The organism is Streptacidiphilus albus JL83, assembly GCF_000744705.1.
GTDB classification, from domain to species: Bacteria; Actinomycetota; Actinomycetes; order Streptomycetales; family Streptomycetaceae; genus Streptacidiphilus; species Streptacidiphilus albus.
Genome location: NZ_JQML01000001.1, coordinates 8540970 through 8560287 on the forward strand (window position 1 = coordinate 8540970; position 19318 = coordinate 8560287).

General features: G+C 72.9%; 21 protein-coding genes and 1 riboswitch. Of the genes, 12 read left to right on the forward strand and 9 right to left on the reverse strand.

The genetic code is table 11. The features are described 5' to 3' along the window. The first annotated feature begins 82 nt into the window (after positions 1-82). Together BS75_RS37085 and BS75_RS37090 are read left to right on the forward strand one after the other, a co-directional pair. Positions 83-829 carry a YoaK family protein gene (locus BS75_RS37085; RefSeq protein ID WP_034094540.1) on the forward strand — a complete coding sequence of 249 codons (747 nt, stop codon included), beginning with the start codon at positions 83-85 and terminating at the stop codon, positions 827-829. 94 nt (positions 830-923) lie between these two features. Next, positions 924-1403: a peroxiredoxin gene (locus BS75_RS37090; protein WP_034091356.1), complete on the forward strand. Its 480-nt coding sequence runs from the start codon at positions 924-926 to the stop codon at positions 1401-1403. A gap of 21 nt (positions 1404-1424) precedes the next feature. On the opposite strand, the gene BS75_RS37095 is transcribed toward BS75_RS37090, so the two are convergent. Both BS75_RS37095 and BS75_RS37100 read right to left on the reverse strand, forming a co-directional pair. Beyond that, positions 1425-2234: an HAD family hydrolase gene (locus BS75_RS37095; RefSeq protein ID WP_034091357.1), complete on the reverse strand. Its 810-nt coding sequence runs from the start codon at positions 2232-2234 to the stop codon at positions 1425-1427. Between the two features lie 88 nt (positions 2235-2322). After that, a complete protein-coding gene (locus tag BS75_RS37100) occupies positions 2323-2700 on the reverse strand; it encodes a winged helix-turn-helix transcriptional regulator (protein ID WP_034091358.1) in 378 nt (125 codons plus the stop codon). Positions 2701-2806: 106 nt separating this feature from the next. Between BS75_RS37100 and BS75_RS37105 the strand changes: the two genes are divergently transcribed. Beyond that, positions 2807-3172, forward strand: coding sequence for a DoxX family protein (locus tag BS75_RS37105; RefSeq protein ID WP_034091359.1), 366 nt, complete (start codon positions 2807-2809; stop codon positions 3170-3172). A 77-nt stretch (positions 3173-3249) separates the two neighbouring features. Here the strand turns inward: BS75_RS37105 and BS75_RS37110 are convergent, their stop codons facing one another. Continuing rightward, entirely contained in the window at positions 3250-4074 is an 825-nt protein-coding gene (locus tag BS75_RS37110) for a pentapeptide repeat-containing protein (RefSeq protein ID WP_034091360.1), read from the reverse strand. Between the two features lie 212 nt (positions 4075-4286). Continuing rightward, positions 4287-4928 (reverse strand): VOC family protein, encoded by a 642-nt coding sequence (locus BS75_RS37115; RefSeq protein WP_034091361.1) that lies wholly within the window; start codon positions 4926-4928, stop codon positions 4287-4289. A 667-nt stretch (positions 4929-5595) separates the two neighbouring features. Here BS75_RS37115 and BS75_RS37120 point away from each other — a divergent pair. Beyond that, positions 5596-6822, forward strand: coding sequence for a S53 family peptidase (locus BS75_RS37120; RefSeq protein WP_034094541.1), 1227 nt, complete (start codon positions 5596-5598; stop codon positions 6820-6822). Between the two features lie 174 nt (positions 6823-6996). Further along, positions 6997-8643: a phosphoglucomutase (alpha-D-glucose-1,6-bisphosphate-dependent) gene (gene pgm / locus BS75_RS37125; protein ID WP_034094542.1), complete on the forward strand. Its 1647-nt coding sequence runs from the start codon at positions 6997-6999 to the stop codon at positions 8641-8643. A 30-nt stretch (positions 8644-8673) separates the two neighbouring features. Here the strand turns inward: pgm and BS75_RS37130 are convergent, their stop codons facing one another. Continuing rightward, entirely contained in the window at positions 8674-9429 is a 756-nt protein-coding gene (locus BS75_RS37130) for a DedA family protein (protein ID WP_063771485.1), read from the reverse strand. A 320-nt stretch (positions 9430-9749) separates the two neighbouring features. Here BS75_RS37130 and BS75_RS45210 point away from each other — a divergent pair, with 320 nt between their 5' ends. The 3 genes from BS75_RS45210 (at position 9750) to BS75_RS37145 (ending at position 13270) form a co-directional block, all read left to right on the forward strand. Beyond that, a complete protein-coding gene (locus BS75_RS45210; RefSeq protein ID WP_052070179.1) occupies positions 9750-11438 on the forward strand; it encodes an LCP family protein in 1689 nt (562 codons plus the stop codon). 59 nt (positions 11439-11497) lie between these two features. Further along, the gene (locus BS75_RS45215) at positions 11498-11986 is read left to right on the forward strand and encodes a DUF1003 domain-containing protein (RefSeq protein WP_052070182.1); all 489 of its coding nucleotides are present in this window, start codon (positions 11498-11500) and stop codon (positions 11984-11986) included. A 90-nt stretch (positions 11987-12076) separates the two neighbouring features. Further along, positions 12077-12262: riboswitch (M-box (ykoK) riboswitch) on the forward strand. 276 nt (positions 12263-12538) lie between these two features. Further along, positions 12539-13270 carry an MgtC/SapB family protein gene (locus tag BS75_RS37145; protein WP_034091362.1) on the forward strand — a complete coding sequence of 244 codons (732 nt, stop codon included), beginning with the start codon at positions 12539-12541 and terminating at the stop codon, positions 13268-13270. 30 nt (positions 13271-13300) lie between these two features. Here the strand turns inward: BS75_RS37145 and BS75_RS37150 are convergent, their stop codons facing one another. From BS75_RS37150 to BS75_RS37165, 4 genes are all read right to left on the reverse strand, one after another. Further along, complete coding sequence (locus BS75_RS37150; RefSeq protein ID WP_034091363.1) at positions 13301-14305, reverse strand: Gfo/Idh/MocA family protein; 1005 nt, start codon at positions 14303-14305, stop codon at positions 13301-13303. Positions 14306-14588: 283 nt separating this feature from the next. Beyond that, on the reverse strand, positions 14589-15521 hold the full coding sequence (locus BS75_RS37155) for a helix-turn-helix transcriptional regulator (protein WP_152645828.1): 933 nt from the start codon (positions 15519-15521) through the stop codon (positions 14589-14591). A 366-nt stretch (positions 15522-15887) separates the two neighbouring features. Continuing rightward, entirely contained in the window at positions 15888-16166 is a 279-nt protein-coding gene (locus BS75_RS37160; RefSeq protein ID WP_034091364.1) for a hypothetical protein, read from the reverse strand. Positions 16167-16572: 406 nt separating this feature from the next. Beyond that, positions 16573-16824 (reverse strand): hypothetical protein, encoded by a 252-nt coding sequence (locus tag BS75_RS37165; protein ID WP_034091365.1) that lies wholly within the window; start codon positions 16822-16824, stop codon positions 16573-16575. Positions 16825-17149: 325 nt separating this feature from the next. Here BS75_RS37165 and BS75_RS37170 point away from each other — a divergent pair, with 325 nt between their 5' ends. The 4 genes from BS75_RS37170 (at position 17150) to BS75_RS37185 (ending at position 19285) form a co-directional block, all read left to right on the forward strand. After that, entirely contained in the window at positions 17150-17707 is a 558-nt protein-coding gene (locus BS75_RS37170; RefSeq protein ID WP_034094547.1) for a hypothetical protein, read from the forward strand. Further along, on the forward strand, positions 17707-18411 hold the full coding sequence (locus tag BS75_RS45220; protein ID WP_052070184.1) for a hypothetical protein: 705 nt from the start codon (positions 17707-17709) through the stop codon (positions 18409-18411). The genes BS75_RS37170 and BS75_RS45220 overlap by 1 nt, the downstream gene beginning before the upstream one ends. A 105-nt stretch (positions 18412-18516) precedes the next feature. Then, positions 18517-18822: a hypothetical protein gene (locus tag BS75_RS37180; protein WP_034091366.1), complete on the forward strand. Its 306-nt coding sequence runs from the start codon at positions 18517-18519 to the stop codon at positions 18820-18822. Positions 18823-18838: 16 nt separating this feature from the next. Continuing rightward, positions 18839-19285, forward strand: a complete 447-nt coding sequence (locus tag BS75_RS37185) for an HIT family protein (protein WP_034091367.1) — start codon at positions 18839-18841, stop codon at positions 19283-19285. Positions 19286-19318 lie beyond the last annotated feature (33 nt).

Consider the following 19318-nt stretch of genomic DNA (forward strand, 5'->3'; position numbering starts at 1 on the left):
GGGGCCGGGATCCGGGGTGCGCGCTCGGTGTCACCGTATGATCGGCGGCACCGAACCGACCGTCAGGACCTGGAGCCGACCAGTGAAGAAGCACCTCATCGACGCCTGGCGCACGCTCTTCCCGGCCCCGGGCGACCGGCACGGCCCGCTGCCCTCCGTGCTGATCTGGCTGACCGTGGTGTCCGGCCTCGTCGACGCGGTCAGCTACCTGCTGCTCGGCCACGTCTTCGTCGCCAATATGACCGGCAACGTGGTGTTCATGGCCTTCGCCCTGGTCGGGGTGGACGGCTTCTCGCTGTCCGGGACCTTCGCCGCCTCGGTGGTCGCGCTCGGCGCCTTCGGGGTCGGCGCCGTCTACGGCGGACGGATGGTCAACCGCCACAGCGATCACCGGGGTCGGCTGATGCTCTCGGTGACGGCCGCCGAGGCCGTGCTCTTCCTGGCCGCCTACCTCGTCTGGCTGCTTGCCGCCACCCCGGGCAGCGGCTGGTGCCGCTACCTGCTGATCGTGCTGCTCGGTCTGGGCATGGGGGCCCAGAACGCGGCGGTCCGCCGGCTCGGTGTCCCGGACCTGACCACCACGGTGCTGACCATGACCATCGCCGGGATCGCGGCGGACGGGCGGCTCGCCGGTGGCGCCGACAGCAAGCTGGGACGGCGGGCGCTGTCCGCCGCCGCGATCTTCGTCGGCGCGCTGGGCGGCGGGCTGCTGGCGGTCCATGCGTCGAAGTCGCTGCCGATGCTGGTGGCCGCCCTGATCGCGGCTGCCGCCGCCGCTCGGCTGTCGGGGCACGCCCGGTCCACCGAGCCGTGGACCAAGCTGCCCTGAGCGGTTCCGACTGCGGCCGACCGCCGTACCATCGGCTCCGAAGGTCTACCGAGCCGTCCCCGCCCGCCCCGTTCCGACCACAGGAGAGCCCGCCATGGCCAAGTCGCCCGAGATCGGCCGGACCGCCCCCGACTTCACCCTGCCGTCCGTCCACCTCGTCGACGGCGAGGTCGTCCGCGGCGAGCGCACCCTCTCCGAGGAGCAGGGGCACCCGGTCGTCCTCGCCTTCTACCCCGGCGACGACACCGCCGTCTGCACCAAGCAGCTCTGCTCCTACTCCTCCGGCCTGGAGGCGTTCACCGACCTCGGCGCGACCGTCTGGGGGATCAGCACCCAGGACCTGGACAGCCACGAGAGCTTCGCCCGCAAGCACGGCCTGCGGATGCCGCTGCTCGCCGACACCGGGCGGGAGGCGGTCGCCGCCTACGGCATCGGCCTCGGCGGCCTGGTCCGGCGCTCGGTGTTCGTGATCGACGCCGAGGGCGTGCTGCGCTGGAAGCACGTGGCCGCCCTCGGGCTGACGTTCCGTGACGTCTCGACGCTGACGGAGCAGCTGGCGGCCCTGTCGAAGTGACCCGCCGGAGCTGACGCCGGCTCAGGACCGGCCGGGGAAGAGCAGCTCGACGATCCCGGCCACGCCGTCCTCGTCGTTGGCCGGGATCACCCGGTCGACGGCGGCGAGGACGGCGGGATGCGCGTTGGCCACGGCGTAGGAGGTCCCGGCCCAGTCGAGCATGGGCAGGTCGTTGGGCATGTCGCCGAAGGCCGCCACCTCGGCCGGGGTGATGCCCTGCCGCCAGGACAGCTCGGCCAGCGCGGCGGCCTTGTTCACCCCCAGGCAGCTGGCCTCGACCAGTCGCTCGCCGTTGGAGTGGTAGGCGGTCACCAGCCCGTCCAGTGCGGGCGCGGCGAGGGCGAGCAACTCGTCCGCCGAGAGCGTCGGATGGCGGCCGATGAGCTTGGGCGCGGGCCGGCCCAGCAGCTCGGCGTCGTCCAGCCGCTGCACGGTCACGTCGGCGTCCCAGGCCCCGGCCTGGTAGCGGTCGTCGCCGGCCAGCTCGTCGGCGTACTCGACGGCCAGGCCGATGCCCGGCGCGACCTCCCGCAGCCTGCGGGCCGCCTCGGCCAGCTCGCTCGGCCGGATCGGACGCTCGTCGACCACGCTGCCGCTGTGCAGGTCGTAGATCAGCGCGCCGTTGGAGCAGATGGCCAGGCCCCGGTGGCCGAAGGCGCTGACGATGTCGCCCATCAGCCGCGGCGGACGCCCGGTGACGAAGACCAGTCGGGCGCCGGCGCGTTCGACCCGGGCGAGCGCGGCGACGGTGCGCGCGGAGATCGAACCGTCGGAGCGCACGATGGTGCCGTCGAGGTCGGTGGCGACAAGGCGGGGGGCGGAAGGGCTCATGGAGATCCAGTAAAGATCATTAACTTGCTCGGGGCAAGGGTTCCGCCGGGCATCTCGCCCTTCGACACGGAAGTTCACGGGAAGGGGATCACTCGGCCTGGGGGCCGTAGGCGGCCCGGCTCTCCTGGATCTGGGCGTGGTGCTCGACGGCCCAGCCGGCGAGGGCCAGTGCGGGAGGGATGAGGCTCCTGCCCATGGGGGTGAGCGCGTACTCGACGCGGGGCGGGACCTCCGGGTAGGCGGTGCGGGAGACGAGGCCGTCGCGTTCGAGGTGGCGCAGCGTCAGCGTCAGCATGCGCTGGGAGATGCCGGGGACGAGCCGCTGCAGCTCGGTGAAGCGCAGCCGCCCCTGGTCGAGGGTGGCCACGACGAGGAGCGTCCACTTGTCGCAGATCCGGTCCAGGACCGCGCGGACGGTCCGGCCGCCGTCTCCCCGGATCAGGCAGGTGTGCTCGTACTGCGACATGACAGCTCCCGGTGGGTTGCGCACATCCGTGTGCCTTTTGCAGGCCGTCCGACAGTGACCCATGATGAGGCCACTCACGGTCGGCCATCGACAACAAGGGGTCCCGATGCACGTCGCCTACTGGATCGTCGCCGGGCTCCTCGGGCTGTTCTACCTGTATGCCGGCGGCAAGAAACTGCTCCAGAACCAGGAACAGCTGCGGCCGATGATGGCCTGGGTGGACCGGGCGCCGATGCCGCTGGTGAAGGCGATCGGCGGGCTTGAGGTACTCGGCGCGCTCGGGCTGGTCCTCCCTCCGCTCACCGGCATCGCGGCCGGGCTCGCCTTCGCCGCGGCCGTCGGCCTGGCCCTGGTGCAGGTCGGCGCGCTGGCCCTGCACCTGTCCCGGGGCGAGGCGCGGCTGGTCGGACTGAACATCGGGGTGCTGGCGGCGGCCGCGGTCACGGCCTGGCTCGGAACCGTCTGGCTCTGACCGCAGGGGCGGCCCGGCCGCTCACCGCGCGACTGGCGGATCACCTGGGGCGTCGGCCGGTGACGGCGGCGGCCCCGTCACCAGTGGCCGGGGCGGTCCAGCGCGGCCGGGAGCCGGGTGTCGCGGTCGCCCTTCGCGGCGTTGAGCTGGGCCTGGGTGAGGAAGATGCTGCCGGTGAGGTCCGCGCCGCCGAGACGGGCGTCGCGCAGGTCGGCCCCGATCAGGTCGGCCAGCCGGAGGTCCGCGCCGCGCAGGTCGGCGCCGATCAGATAGGCCCCGCGCAGGTTGGCGCCGCGCAGGTCCGCGCCCTTGAGCCGGGCTCCGATCAAGTCGGCGCCCCGGCGTTCCCGTCGGCGTCCCGGAGCCTGGGCCCGGACCAGTTCGCTGGTGCGCAGCAGCAGCGCGTTGACCCGCTCGCGGTGGGCCGGGAGGTCCAGGGCGGCCAGCGCCTCCGGACCGCCCTGGGTGAGGTCCTCGGTCTCGGCGCGGAGCTGGGCGAGGTCGCTGTGCAGCGGCCGGGCCGGCTCCAGGGTGAGCGCCTCGGTCAGGTACCAGAGCAGTTCGTGGAGTTGGCGCATCAGCGGGAAGGCGTCGAACATCCGGCGGGCGGTGTCGGCGTCCTGCCGCCAGTCCCGGCCGCCGAAGGTGAGTTGGGAGACCTTCTGGCCGGCGCCGAAGCAGTCGTAGACGGTGCAGCCGGTGAAGCCGCTCTGCCGCAGTCGGGCGTGGATGCCGCAGCCGAAGTCCGGCTGGAGGTTGGCACAGGGCGTTCCGGCGGGCTTGCTGACCGCGAAGTCGGAGGAGGCGGTGAACACGAGGGCGACACAGCACAGCCCGAAGCAGTTGCCGCAGTCCGCCCTCAGGTCGGACGGGCCGGTTCCCGCACTGTCGTTGTCGTCCACCTGTGCCGCTCTCCTCGTCGGACGGTTCTCCGCCACCATCCGGTGGTGCACTGAGTACACCAAACACCGGCGGTCCGCGTCCACGCGGCAGGGCACCGGAGGACGCGGATCGCCGCAGGTCGGGCCTGCGAGGGGTTACTCGGCGGCGTCCTGATGGGGGTACATGGACAAGGGGCGGGTGGCTGCGGAGTTGCCGGGGGGTGGAGGACCGGTCAGATCACGATCGGGCCGTTGGCCGTGGCGAACTCGACGCTGACCAGCCCGGTCTCCTCGCCGTCGGACCAGGTGACCTGGGTCTCGTCGAGCGGATGGTCGTGGTCGGCCAGGGTGCCCAGGAAGTCCTCGACGATCTTCGGGTCACCGGAGATCAGCAGCCCGTCGATCCTGGTCGCGGTGCGCGGGGAGGCCGAGGGGATCTCCTCGGGGTCCACCAGCCACTGCAGGAAGTAGGGCAGCTGCGGGTCCTCGATCAGGTCGCGGACGCCGATCTGGCGCCAGCGCAGGTCGAAGCCGTCGGGGCGGACCCGGTGGCCGTCGTCGGCGGTCCGGCCGAGCCGGGCCTCGATCGGGGCGATGTCGTCGACGCCCACCACCCAGCCGAGCCAGCCACCGCCGGCCTCGGCCCGCTGGGCGACGGCGCGGCCGAAGAGCGCACGGTCCGCCGCCGGGTGGTCGAGGGTGGTCACCACCTCGACATAGGTGCCGCCGGCCAGCGGGAGCACGAAGTTGCGGGTTCCGAAGCGCGGGTGGACACCCCCGTCCGTGAACGATGCGCCGAGCGCCGAGCCGAGCCATTGGACCGTGGAGACGAAGCTGTCCCGGGCCACTGCGTAGGAGACGTGGTCGAGTCGCATAGCGCCATCATGACCCCGCTGACCTGCGGCGCACCTCCTTGTGCGGTCGCCACGCCGGGGCGGCCCGTCCCGTTCCCGCGTCTGGCGCAGCGCCGGGAGGGTTCCGGCGCGGGTCCGGGCCGGCGCACGAGCGGGCCGCGGGTGGCGCGGGAGGAGGGCGGGGCGGCTGGGACGGCCGGGACGGAGCACCCGCGCATCGTGACCCGATCGTGTCCATGGCAGCCTCCCGGGCGTCGCCGGCGGCCGGCGTCCGACCGCCGCGCACCGCTGATGGATCGTCAGGCGGCCCGTCCCGATGCGCTCCTGCGGGCGGTCGGGAGACCGTCCGCATACGGGCTTTCCGGGGTCCCGGTCGGCCCCGCCGGGGGTCGTTCCCGGGGTCGGTCGCGGGCTTCGAAGGGGCATTTGACCTGCGGTGACCGATAGGTGACGGGAAGGCGGCCGGTGGCTGACGGCCAAGCAGACGGTCGGGTTCCCGTTGGGTCTTGTCGAGTCATTGTCAACTCACTATGGTTCTCGCCAAGCTGCCACCCCGGAACGGGGAGGCAGCGGGTTCCCCCTGCGGACCACCCCTCGTAGGAGTTGCCCAGCCTTGCGCGGCCGCACCACGCATGTCCCCGGTCCAACCATTCCTGGAGGCAGTACGTTGCGTACCAACCCGCTGACCATGTCCCCCCGCCGGATCATCCTCCCGCTGCTCGGCACGGCCGCGCTGGCCTTCAGCGGCCTCGCCGCGGCCGCTCCCGCCGGGGCGGCGACCACCGCCGCGCACGGCACGGCCTCCTGGGTCCGATCCTGTGCCATGGTCCGCACCGCTGGTGAGATGGCCTGCAATGCGCTGCGCGTCACCAACACGACCGAGCACGTCCACGCGATGGGGATCACCCCCAACGCCACCCCCTCCGGCTACGGCCCCAGCAGCCTGCTGAGCGCCTACAACCTCCCGGCCGGCGGCGGCAGCGGCCAGACCGTCGCCATCGTCGACGCCTACAACGACCCCAACGCCGCCACCGACCTGGCCACCTACCGCTCCCAGTACGGGCTTCCCGCCTGCACCGTCGCCAGCGGCTGCTTCAAGCAGGTCAGCCAGACCGGCAGCACCACCTCGCTGCCCACCGCCAACGCCGGCTGGGCCGAGGAGGAGTCCCTCGACATCGACATGGTCTCGGCGATAGCCCCCGACGCCCACATCATCCTGGTCGAGGCCAAGTCGGCGACCACCGCCAACCTCGGCACCGCCGTCAACGAGGCGGTCGCCCTCGGCGCCAAGTTCGTCTCCAACAGCTACGGCGGCTCGGAGTCCAGCTCCGACCCGAGCTACGACACCAAGTACTACAACCACCCCGGCGTCGACATCACCGCCAGCTCGGGTGACGACGGCTACGGCGTCGAGTACCCGGCCGCCTCGCAGTACGTCACCGCGGTCGGCGGCACCTCGCTCAGCACCGCCTCCAACGCCCGCGGCTGGACCGAGTCGGTCTGGTCCACCTCGTCCACCGAGGGCGCGGGCTCCGGCTGCTCCGCCTACGACGCCAAGCCCAGCTGGCAGAAGGACACCGGCTGCTCCAAGCGGACCGTGGCCGACGTCTCGGCGGTCGCCGACCCGGCCACCGGTGTCGCGGTGTACGACAACTACGGCGGCGACCCGGGCTGGGAGGTCTTCGGCGGCACCAGCGTCGCCTCCCCGCTGATCGCCTCGGTCTACGCGGACGCCGGCGCCTCCAGCGCCAACTACGCGGCGGCCGGCCTCTACGCCGACCCGTCCGGCCTGTGGGACGTCACCACCGGCTCCACCGCCAGCTGCTCCCCGGCCTACCTCTGCACCGCCGAGGTCGGCTACGACGGCCCGACCGGGCTGGGCACCCCGGACGGCCTGGGCGCCTTCAAGGGCTGATCCAGGGCTCCTGACCCGCAGTCGACAGCCGGGTCCCGACCGCGTCCAGCGCGGTCGGGACCCGGCTGTCGTGCGCCGGGCGGCGCCCCGGCCCCGCCGCACCCTGCGGTGAGACCCGGGCGTCAGTTCGAGGCCGTAGCATGAGCACAAATCAGGCCCTCCCGAGGAGCGATGATGGTGCATCCGCGAGCAGGACAGCCGGCGCGACCCAGTGACCTGGTCGACATCGCCAGACTGGTGACCGACTACTACACCCTCACCCCCGACCCGGCCGACCCCGCCCAACGGGTCGCCTTCGGCACCTCCGGCCATCGGGGATCCGCCTCGGCCACCGCCTTCAACGAGGACCACATCGCCGCGACCAGCCAGGCGATCTGCGAGTACCGCGCCGCCCGGGGCACGACCGGCCCGCTGTTCCTCGGCATCGACCCGCACGCCCTGTCCGAGCCCGCGCGCGCCACCGCGCTGGAGGTCCTCGCCGCCAACGGCGTCACCGTGCTGCTCGACACCGAGGACGGCTACACGCCCACCCCCTCCGTCTCGCTGGCGATCCTCGCCCACAACCGGGGGCGCACCGACGGCCCCGGCCTGGCCGACGGGATCGTGGTCACCCCCTCGCACAACCCGCCCGCCGACGGCGGCTTCAAGTACAACCCGCCGCACGGCGGCCCGGCGGACGGGGCCGCGACCGGCTGGATCCAGGACCGGGCCAACGCGATCCTGGAGAAGGGCGGCGCCGAGGTCCGGCGGGTCCCCTACAGCCGTGCCCTGGCCGCCGACACCACCGGCAGGTACGACTTCCTCGGCGCCTACAGCGCCGCCCTGCCGTCCGTCGTCGACCTGGACGCCGTCCGCTCGGCCGGGGTCAGGATCGGCGCCGACCCGCTCGGCGGAGCCTCCGTCGGCTACTGGGGGCGGATCGCCGAGGAGCACCGGCTCGACCTCACCGTGGTGAACCCGGAGACCGACCCCACCTGGCGCTTCATGACCCTGGACTGGGACGGGAAGATCCGGATGGACTGCTCCTCGCCCTACGCGATGGCCTCGCTCATCGAGCGGCGCGCCGACTACCAGATCGCCACCGGCAACGACGCCGACGCGGACCGGCACGGCATCGTCACCCCCGACGCCGGGCTGATGAACCCCAACCACTACCTGGCCGTCGCCCTCTCCTACCTCTTCACCCACCGTCAGGACTGGTCCCCGGCGGCCGGGATCGGCAAGACCCTGGTCTCCTCCTCGATGATCGACCGGGTCGCCGCCGACCTGGGCCGGAAACTGGTCGAGGTCCCGGTCGGCTTCAAGTGGTTCGTCGACGGGCTGCTCGGCGGCGAGGTCGCCTTCGGCGGGGAGGAGTCCGCCGGGGCCTCGTTCCTGCGCCGTGACGGCAGCCCCTGGACCACCGACAAGGACGGCATCCTGCTGGCGCTGCTGGCCTCCGAGATCATCGCGGTGACCGGGCAGAGCCCGTCCCAGCACTACACCGCGCTGACCGCGCGCTTCGGGGACCCCGCCTACGCCCGGGTCGACGCCCCGGCCACCCGCGAGCAGAAGGCCGTCCTGGCGGCGCTCTCGCCCGAACGGGTACCCGCCGGCGACCTGGCCGGCGAGCCGGTCACGGCGGTGCTCACCCGCGCGCCCGGCAACGGCGCGGCCATCGGCGGGCTCAAGGTCTGCACCGAGAACGCCTGGTTCGCGGCGCGCCCCTCCGGCACCGAGGACGTCTACAAGATCTACGCGGAGAGCTTCCTCGGCCCGGACCACCTGACCCGGGTCCAGGACGAGGCCCGGCAACTGGTCGCCGAGGTGCTGGCGGACTGAGCCGTCGGCCGACCCGGCCCCGGCGGCGCGCTACCGGCGCGCGTCGCCGGGGCCGGGCTGCTCCGTCGGCGGTGTGTCGGCCCCGGGCGTGTCGGCCCCGGAGGTGTCGGCCCCGGTCCTGTCCGGGGCCGGGTCCGACGGCCCCTGCGGGCCGGACTGCGGTCGGGGGCGGCGGCGCTGCAGCAGGGCCGGAAGCATGGACACCAGCACCACCGTGCCCACCAGCGGCAGCAGGTAGTTCTCCACGCCGGGGACCGCCGCGCCCAGCCAGAACCCGGCCAGCACCAGGCTCTGCGTCCAGGCCAGCCCGCCGACCACCTGCCACAGGGTGAAGGTCCGCACCGGGACCTGGAGCATCCCGGCCGCCGGGCCGAGGACGCTGCGCACCATCGGCACGAAGCGGCTGATGACGATCGCCTTGCGGTAGCCGTAGCGGGAGAGCATCTCCTCGCTGCGGGCCAGGACCGCCTTCAGCTTGCGGCTGTTCATCTGCGTCAGCGCGGCCTGGCCGCCCCGTCGGCCCAGGTAGTAGCTGAACTGGGTGCCGGCCAGCGAGCCCACCGCCGCACAGAGCAGCACCTGCCACAGCGTCAACTGCGGCCCCTTGGTCACCTCGGTGGCGCAGAAGACTCCGGCCGGGAAGAGCAGGGTGTCGCCCGGCACGAAGAATCCGACGACCAGTAGACCCGACTCCATGAAGGTGACGACGAGGACGGCGAGTGCTCCGAAGGAGGAGAGCAGCGAGGAGCCGCTCGTCGGGTTCACGGCCAGCAGGGCCGCGTTCACGGAAGGATCCAGTTCACCCGAGAACCATAACCAGACCATTCGTGTGCCACGTCGCCCCACGGGTTGAGCTTGTCCCCGAGCCGGAGCCAGGGCTGGTTCCGGGGGCTCGTCCCAGGGGATGAGGGCGGGGCGGGGAAAAGCCGGTACCGGTGGGGGAAGACAGCGGCCTGCCGGGTCTGTCCCCGGACTAGGCCGGTCGGACGACTGCGCACGGCGCCGCGGGGCGCTCCCGGTCGGGGCGCCCGGGCGATCCGCATACAGTTGCTACATTGCGCAACCATGCAAATAGCGGCGGGTGCGCAGAGGGAGCGACGGGGAGCATGGTGGCTGATGGCGGCCCGGGGGCCGGCGAGGCTCGCGAGGACGGCGCCGACGAGGGCGCTGCGGGCGCTGCGGCGGGTTCGGCAGGCGGCGGCAGCGGGCGCAGCGAGGCCCGGGCGGCCCGGCGGCGGCGCCGGTTGAAGATCGTCGGCGTGGGTGCGGCCGGGGTGCTGGTGGTGGCCGTCGGTCTGGGGGCCTACGGCTACGAGCGGATCTTCGGCCGGATCCAGTCGATCAGCCTCTCCGGGCTCACCCACCGTCCGGCCGCGTCGAAGCCCAACGCCGAGGGCCAGACCCCGCTGAACATCCTGGTCCTGGGCTCGCAGACCCGGGACGGCCAGCACGGCGTCAATCTCGGCAACTCCTCCAAGAACGGCACCAACCTCTCGGACACCGCGATGCTGGTGCACCTGAGCGCCGACCGGCGGTGGTCGGTGGTGGCCTCGATCCCGCGCGACCTGATCGTGCCCAGGCCCCAGTGCAACGCCCGGATCGGCATCGGGAACCGGACCAGCGCCACCCTGGTCCCCGGCTCGGACGGCGACATGTTCGACGCGGCGATGAGCCTCGGCGGGCCGAGCTGCGCGGTGGCGACGGTGGAGGAGACGACCGGGATCCGGGTCGACCACTTCGTCGAGATCGACTTCAACGCCTTCCAGCAGCTGACCGACGACGTCGGCGGAGTGCAGGTGTGCGTGCCCCCGCCCGGGATCAACGACCCGGACTACAGCGGTCTGGTGCTGGGCCCCGGCGTGCACACGGTCAGCGGCCCCCAGGCGCTGGAGTTCGTCCGGGACCGGCACGGCATCGGTGACGGCACCGACCTGGGCCGGATCCGGATGCAGCAGATGTTCACCTCCTCGCTGTTCCGGAAGCTCAGCAGCAACGGGACGCTGACCGACCCGGTCACCCTGTTCCGGATCGCGAGCGACGTCGCCGCCAATCTGACGGTGGACAGCGGACTGGACTCGCCGACGGCCATGGTGTCGCTGGTCGGGAGCGTCAAGGACCTCAACTCCCGGTACATGCAGTACATCACCGCGCCCTACGAGTTCGACCCGCTGGACCGGAACCGGGTGGTCCCGGGGCAGGACTTCGCCCAGGTCTGGAACGACCTGCGGGCGGACGAGCCGCTGCCGGGCTCGGCCGCCGCCACCGCCTTCGGGACGACGGCCGGGTCCGACCCCGGGGCCGGGGCGGCGCCCGCGGCTTCGCCCTCGCCCTCGACCTCCCCGACCGGGGTGCCGCTGTCGGCGGTCGAGGTCACGGTCGACGACGGCACCGGGACGCCCGGGCTGGCCGCCAACGCGGTGGCCGCGCTCGACGCCCAGGGTGTGCGGGCGACCGTCGGCGGCGACGTCCCCGGCTCCAATCCGACCACCGAGATCACGTACCCGGCGGGACAGGCGGCGGAGGCCGGGGCGCTGGCGGCGGACATCCCCGGGGCGGTGCTCCGGGCGGACCCCGGCGTCCAGCGGCTGACCCTGGTGCTCGGTGGCAACGCGCCGGCCAATCTCACCAACACGCCCACGCCCGGGCCGAGTTCCAGTGCCGTCGGTTCCGCCTCGCCGAGCGTGGGCGCGGAGAGCCGGAGCGGCGACGAGAGCATCTGTTCCAGCCTGCCCACTCCGGTCGACTACGGGGGCGCTCCCGGCGACCAGCAGCCCCTGCCGGGGGTGGCAGGATGACGCCGGGGTCTCCCCACCGCATGGTAAGCGCCGCAATTCTCATGACGGAGAGTCAGCTCATGTCGACGTCCCACCGTGTCCCGCATCCGCGCATCGCCGACCGCAAGGCCCGGGGTCCGGTCAAGGTCGTCGACCAGATGCCGCGCGACAGCGCGATCACCCGCTTCAACACCAGGGTGGCGCTCATCGTCACCCAGGCCGTCGGCAGCATGTGGTGCGCCTACGCCTTCGCGCTCTTCGACCTGATCAGCCTGCCTGACGCGATCAAGGCCGGGTTGGCGGCGGTGGTCTCCTGGGTGGCCCAGACCTTCCTCCAGCTGGTGCTGCTGTCGGTGATCATGGTCGGCCAGAACGTCCAGGCGGCGGCCGCCGACAAGCGTTCGGAGGCGACCTTCGAGGACGCCAGTGCGACCCTGCACGAGGTGGCCTCGGTGCAGCTCCAGTTGGCGGCGCAGGAGGCCCTGCTGGCCCGGATCGCGGAGAAGCTCGGCCTGGACCCGGCGGCCGTCGCCGACGCGGCTGCGGGCGGGGCGGGCGAGTCCTCCTGACGCAACGTCACACCCCGTCGCCGGATGGGACCGTTATATCCGGATTGACGGGTGTGCGGCGGTTGGGCATCATGGGCGTGTTGCTGAGACAAGACACCTCGTTCGGTGAGGCGTCTTCACGGACACAGGCCACTGATCCCACCCGTCGAGAGACGCTCCGGATCAGGACACCTCTTCCCGACCTAAGGGTTGAGGCCAAGTGGCTGCGCATGCGGACCCTTCGGGGGCTCGCGCTACGCCGTGGAGTGCCAAAGCTCTGACGAGTTGGGGTGTGCCGGGAGTGCTCTGCCCTCCTGGCGTTCCCCCTGCGGTTCGGACGCCACCGGTGCGTTCCCGACCAGAGGGAGGCGAGAGACATGGATTGCCGTCGGAGCGGTCCGGGCCGTGAGCGGCCGCAGCACCCATGCCCGTCCGCGTCCCCGGTCGGCAGACGCTAGCCCTGCGCGCCTCCCTCGCGGCGGCGGCGATCCTGGCCATCATCAGGATCGCCCGGCGTCCCCACCGCCGTTCCACCCCTGACCACCGTCCGACCCCCGACGAGGAGGTGCCGCCGTGCACGCCCTGACCACCACCGAATTCCTGCTCCGCCTGGCCACCGGCGTCGGCTGCGGCGCCCTGATCGGCGTCGAACGCCAGTGGCGGGCCCGGATGGCCGGCCTGCGCACCAACGCGCTGGTGGCGGCCGGCGCCACGCTGTTCGTGCTCTACAGCGTCGCCGTCCACGACATCGGCAGCCCCACCCGGGTCGCCTCCTACGTGGTCTCCGGCATCGGCTTCCTCGGCGGCGGGGTGATCCTCCGCGACGGGGCCGGCGTCCGTGGCCTCAACACCGCCGCGACGCTCTGGTGCTCCGCCGCCGTCGGTGTCCTGGCCGCCTCCGGCCAGCTCGCCTTCGCCGTCCTCGGGACGCTCGCGGTGCTCGCCATCCACGTGGTGCTGCGACCCGCCGGACGGCTGCTCGACCACGCGCCCGCCGCCGGCACCGACCCCGACTCCCAGGTCCACGCCACCGTCCACCTGGAGTGTGACCGCCGCTCGGAGACCCACATCAGGGCGCTGCTGCTGCAGGCGCTGACCTCCTCCGGACTGACCCCGACCGGTCTGCGGGCCCGCCGGGAGCAGGCGGACTGCACCAGCCTCCAGGCCACGGTCGCGGTCAGCGGCGACGTCACCCAGGCGCTGGAGCAGGTGATCACCCGGCTCTCGCTGGAGGCCGGCCTCCGCGACCTGCACTGGCACCTGGACGAGAACGGCCCGCACCCGGAGCACCAGGGACTGGCCTGAGCCCCGCCGTGCCGGCTCCGACCGGGCCGGCTAGACCTGGGGGGTGGGGGTCTCGCCGCGCGGCCGCATCCCGGCGGCCCGGTAGATGTCGTCGATCAGGCCCATGGTGACCACGGCGTCCTCGGCCGGGGTCAGCACCGGGCCGCCGTGCAGCACCGCCTCGGTGAAGGCGCGCAGCTGGTAGCCGTAGGTCGGGCCGCCGTGCACCCGTTCCCGGCGGGTGCCGGCCGGGGTTCTGACGGTGAGCCGGTTCCAGATGTGCGGCGCCAGGTAGTTGGTGATCCTCAGCTCGCCGCTCTCGCCGACGACCCGGGCGGTGAAGTCCAGCAGCCGGTGCGACCACATCGAGGCGGTGATCCGGCCGCTCGCCCCGCCGGGGAAGCGCAGCTCGGCGGTCATCGCCCGGTCGATGTCCGGGCTGCGCAGCGTGGCCCGCGCGCTCAGCACCTCCGGGGTGCCCTGGCCCAGCAGCCGCAGGCAGTGCAGGGCGTAGCAGCCGCCGTCCATCAGCGCGCCGCCGCCCAGGTCGTAGCGGTAGCGGATGTCGCCGAAGAGCGGCAGCGGGAAGCACATGGAGACCTCCACCGAGCGCAGCCCGCCCAGCTCGCCACCGGCCACGATCTCGCGCATCCGCTCGGCCAACGGGTGGTAGCGGTAGTGGAACGCCTCCATCACCACCAGCCCGGACGCCTTCGCCGCCGCGGCCACGGTGGCGGCCTCGGCCGCGTTGGCGGTGAACGGCTTCTCGCAGAGCACGTGCTTGCCGGCCTCCAGCGCCCGCAGCGTCCACTCCGCGTGCAGGGCGTTGGGGAGCGGGTTGTAGACCGCGTCGATCTCCTTGTCGTCGAGCAGGTCCTGGTAGGAGGCATGGACGACCGGGATCCGGTGCTTCACCGCGAAGGCCCGGGCGCGCTCGGGGTCGCGCGCCGCGACGGCGGTGACCACGGCCTCCGGGACCCGCTCGGCCGGCCGGATCAGGGCCGAGGGCGCGATGCGGGCGGCGCCGAGGACGCCGATGCGGAGCTGGGAGGTCATGCGCGGTTCCCCGATCATGGGTGCGGGCCGGTCCGGTGCCGCCCCCGTGGTGCCGAGGCCGACGGCGGAACGCCACGGCCGTGGGGACCGCGTTCGGACTGGCGGTACGACAGGAAGGCCCTGCCATCGGGGGGATGTGGCAGGGCCTTCCAGAAGATACTAGCGCGCGCGGGTCCGCTGCGACAGGTGCTGCGTCGGGTACTTCTACGGGTCTGCGCCGGTCCGTGGTGCGGCGGGGGAGCGAGGCGCCGGAGTTGCGGGTGATGCGGTGGCACGGTCGGAGTCAGGCCGGGACCGGCTCCCGGCGACGGCCCTGCCGCCCCTCGGGAACGGCCTCCAGCAGGGTGTGCGGGGACCAGTCGACCATGCCCTCCGGCAGCTGCCGCGGGGTGAAGCCCATGGCGGCCTTGAAGACCCGGGTGAAGTGCGACTGGTCGTGGAACCCGGACCGGGCCGCGATCTGCGCGAGCGGCAGACCCGCGTCCTTCCAGTCCAGCGCCTGCTGGATCCGGCGGATCTGGGCGATCTCCTTGGGGGAGCGGCCGACCTGCTCGCGGAAGCGCCGCTCCAGGTGCCGACGGCTCCAGTTGGCCGAGGCGGCCAGCTCGTGGATCGGGATCCGTCCGCCGCTGCGCTGCAGCTCCCGCCAGACCCACTCCACCTCGCGGTCGACCACCGGGCCGTCCAGGATCCGGGCGGTGAACAGCCGGTCCAGCAGTCGGAACCGGTCCTCCCAGGTCGGGCACTGGGCCAGGCGGTCGTCCAGCGAGCGCAGCCCGGGACCGAGCAGTTCGGAGGGCGCGAGCCGCAGCTCCGACCACTCGTGCATGGGCACACCGAACAACCGGTAGGCCCCCATCGGGGTGAGCGTGGTGACCAGCCCGTGGACCCGGCCCGTGTGCCGTCCGACCACGGCGGTCAGGCTCACCGGTCCGACCACGGACACCGCCGTGAGACTTCGGCCGGGGTCGACCAGGTCCACCATCCGCACCGGGGCGCCGAAGCCGAACATCAGCTTCACCGTGCCGTCCGGTGCCACCAGTCGGGTCCGGGGCCACTGCCCGACCATCGGGCCCAGCCGGAAGCCGCGGTAGCCCAGGACGTAGCCGTTGAGGCGGGCGTCGACGGGGCGCCGCTGGGCCACGCTGCTCTCCGTGTCACCGGGGACGAGCAGCGAGGTGCGGGCACCGGGGACTGCCGATCCCGACGAAGACACAGTCGCTTCCTCCACTGGTGGGTGACCCTCTGTCGTCAACCCTAGTCCGGCCGGACCCGTGGGTGTCCGTCAGTACACATTCTCCGCCGTTTCCCGAACCGGGTCTGTCGCATTTATGCAAGACGATGACCATGGAGTTGCCGCAGTCTGTTCGGAGAGCCGGTGATCAACGACGGTGCGCCGGCGCCGGTCGGCCGACCCGGCGGAAGGGCCCTGCCATCGAGGGGATGGCAGGGCCCTTCGAGCTCTCCGGCCGGCCGCCCGGCGCCGGTTCCGGCCCCGCCGTCCGGCCGCGGTGGCGCTCCGCGGCCGGGGAAGGGGTCCGGAACCGGTCCGCGGGTCGGCCGACCGGTGTCCGACGTCGCGTCAGTTGACGTAGAGGTAAGCCGTTCCCAGGATGCCGGAGCCGGTGTCGGGGTTGCTCATCGGGATCCACACGCAGTAGTAGTCGGTCCACTCGTGGGCCGACTCGCCGGCCAGGCCGTGGGCCTGGCAGATCTCCTGGTAGAAGGACTCCGAGTTCAGGGTGTAGCCGGGGGCCGGCGCGGGGGGCGCGGCGTCGGCCAGGGCGGGCGAGGCGGTCGCGACGACCGCGCCGAGTGCCAGGGCGGAGAGGGCGGTGGCGATCCTGGTGCGTCGGGTCATGGTCCTGGTTCCTCCTTCTCGGGGGCGGGGACGGGCACCGGCGAGTGCTGACGCCGGTCGTCGAGGCGGTCGACGTCGCAGCTGTCACTCGACGGTGACGGTGGGTCAGAGCTGGGGCGAGCGAACCGTGGGGCGGCCGGCGGTGCCCGGGGACTTCCGGGCGGCCGGGGCCGGTCGCGGGCAGCGCGAGTTGATCGGGCTCGCGGTGACCGGGACCGGCTGCCCCCTGGCGGGGCGGCATGCTGAATCTCGCCGTCCGCGGGGGCGGTGGCGCTCCGCGTCCGGGGACGCGCCGAGATCTGCTGCCGTCGTGGGGTGAACGGTCGGCCGGCCGAGAGGTCTGCCGGCGAGCGGCCGTCCGGGCAGCCTGAAGCAGCCCGGATCGGGCCGTTCGGGGCGGGACGGGTCAGTTCACGTAGAGGTCGGCCACGCCGTTGATGCCGGAGCCAGGGGAGCCGGTGATCGGCGTCCAGGTGCAGTAGTAGGCCGTCCACTGGTGGTTGGTGACACCGTTGGCGCCGAAGTAGTTGCACTCGTCCTGGTAGAAGTACTGGCCGTACAGGGTGTAGCCGGCGGCCTGGGCGGGGCCGGCGGTGGCGACCACCGCGCCGAGGGCCATGGTGGCGAGTGCTGTTGCGATCTTGGAGCGTCGGTTCATGCTCGCGCATGCCTTTCAACGGGGGGAAAGGGACTGAACGCAGCCGCGCCATGGCTGATGAGGCGGAGACTAGTGATCGGGTTGATGACGCGTCAAGTGGTCTGGACCAACTCGGACCGGCTTCCTCGGTACACGTTCCGCCGGGCCGTTCGGCCGGTTCCGTCGGCCGGCGTCGGGGGTGCCGGGGGCGGAGCGCGGCTGGCCGAAAGTCCCCGTTGCCGGGGCCCGCGCTGTTTGCGCCGGGCCGATCCGGAAAGCCGTTAAGCGACGGGGGCGGGAGGACGCGAGTCCGGAGCGGGCCGGTGACGGTCCCGAGGGGGACGACATGTCGACAGCGGCGATCGGTTGGACCGCGGCGGCGGGGCTGGGCGCGGTCGCGCTGGTCCTGCTCGCAGGGCTGCTGCTGTCACGTCGGCGTCGGCGTCGGCTCCAGGCCAGGTTCGGTCCCGAGTACGACCGGGTGCTGCTCGCCCACGGCGGCGACGCCCGACGGGCCCGGCGCGATCTGATCCGCCGCGAGCGGCGGATCGGCGCACTCCGCCTCCGGGCGATCGACGACGTGTCCTGGGAGCGCTACTCGGCCCGCTGGAGCGCGCTGCAGGAGCGTTTCGTCGACGCTCCGGCCCAGGCCGTGATCGATGCCGACGAACTCCTCGACGCGATGCTGCGTGAGCAGGGCTACCCCGACGAGGACCGGGAGCTGGCCCTGACGCTTTACCAGAACCGGGCTCTGGCAGGCTATCGGCGGGCGCGGAACGCAGCGGGACGCGCCCGGCGCGGCGAGGCGACCACCGAGGAGCTGCGGGAGTGCTTCGTCCACGCCCGGGGCTCCTTCGAACTCCTCGCGCACCAGTCCAGGTTCACCACCGGCAGGAGGGCATGATGGCCGACCCCCGATTCCCCGAACGGGGAGACGACATATCCGAACTGGTCCGCAACCGGCAGCAGCGCCGGCCGGGGCCGGCCGACGACGATTCCGACGATTCCGGCGCGGCCGCGGCCGCGGTGGAGACGGGAGCGGACACGGCGCGACCCGAAGCCGTGCAGCCCGAAGCCGTGCAGTCGGAAGCCGTGCGGTCGGAGGCGCGAAGGGCGGACCTGGTGAAGGCGGACGATGTGAAGGCGGACCTGGTGCAGACGGATCCGAAGGACGGCGCGGACGCGGCGGTGGAGCGGGCGGGTTCGGCCGGCTCGGAGCCGGACCCGGGCGCGCGTTCGGACGCCTACGCGGCGTTCGGGCAGCCGCCGGTCCCGGCGAAGCCGCCGGTTCCGGCCGCGGCGCGGACCGCCGGGGCGGACCCGCTGCTCCAGGAGGGGACTGCGGAGGCGCTGCGGCGTACCTGGCGGCGGATCCAGCACGACTTCGTCGACAACCCGAACAAGGCGGTGGCCGAGGCGGACAGCCTGGTCCAGCACACGGCGGCGCAGGTGGCGGCGGAGCTGGAGAAGCTGCGCACCGAGCTGCGGGACAGCTGGAACACCGAGGGCCGGTCCGGCGCCGCCGACGACCGCCGCCGGACCACCGAGGAACTGCGCCTGCTGCTCCAGGAGTACCGGAAGCTGCTGAACAAGCTGCTCGATCTCTGAGGCCGCCACCCGGTCGAGCCCCCGACGCCTGTCGATCCAGTACCCGGCATGTCCATTGATCAGAGGTCAGACATGACTCCGGAGCGACAGGGGTAGGGGCTCGCCATGGCTGAGATTCTGGTGGAGGAGAACTTCACCCGCATAGACGGTGCGGACATGAACGTCATCCTCGACATCCTGGGCGACCTCGACCTGGAGGCCGAGCCCACGGCGCCGCGCCGCAACGACCGGGGGAAGAACTGGAATCTGACGATCCACTGGCTGCGGCGGGGGCCGATTCCCGAGGACACCCTCACCGGCCTGCCGGCCGCCCTCGCCAAGATCAAGGATCATTTTCTCGCCGTGGGAAAGATCCCGCCCGCCCAACTGATCCTCCGCGGCCCGGACGAGGGGCTGCTGCGGACGCTCTAGCGGAGGAAGCCAGGAGATGACCGCGCCGTCCTGCCGGACCTGCGCCCATGAGGCCGCCCCGGGCGGGCTGCCGCCGCGGGAGCGTATCGCCGGTGACGACCACTGGCGGGTCGCCCACGCCCTGGGCACGTCCCTTCCGGGCTGGCTGGTGCTGATCCCGCGCAGGCATGTCACCGCCGTCGCCGGGCTGACGGATGCCGAGGCGGCCGGGCTCGGGCTGTGGCAGGTGCGGCTCTCCCGGGCCCTGGAGCGGCTGACGGGCTGTCCGAAGACCTATGTCGCCCAGTTCGCCGAGGCCGAGGGCTTTCCCCATGTCCACTTCCACCTCGTTCCGCGCCAGGTGGACCTGCCGCCGCGGCTGCGCGGACCCGGTGTCTTCGGCCTGCTCGGCGTGGGCCCGGACGAGGCCGTCACCGCCGAGCGGATGGACGAGATCGCGCTGGCCCTGCGGGCGTTGCTGTAGCCGCCGGGTGCGGCCGCCGCCGCTCGGCGCCGC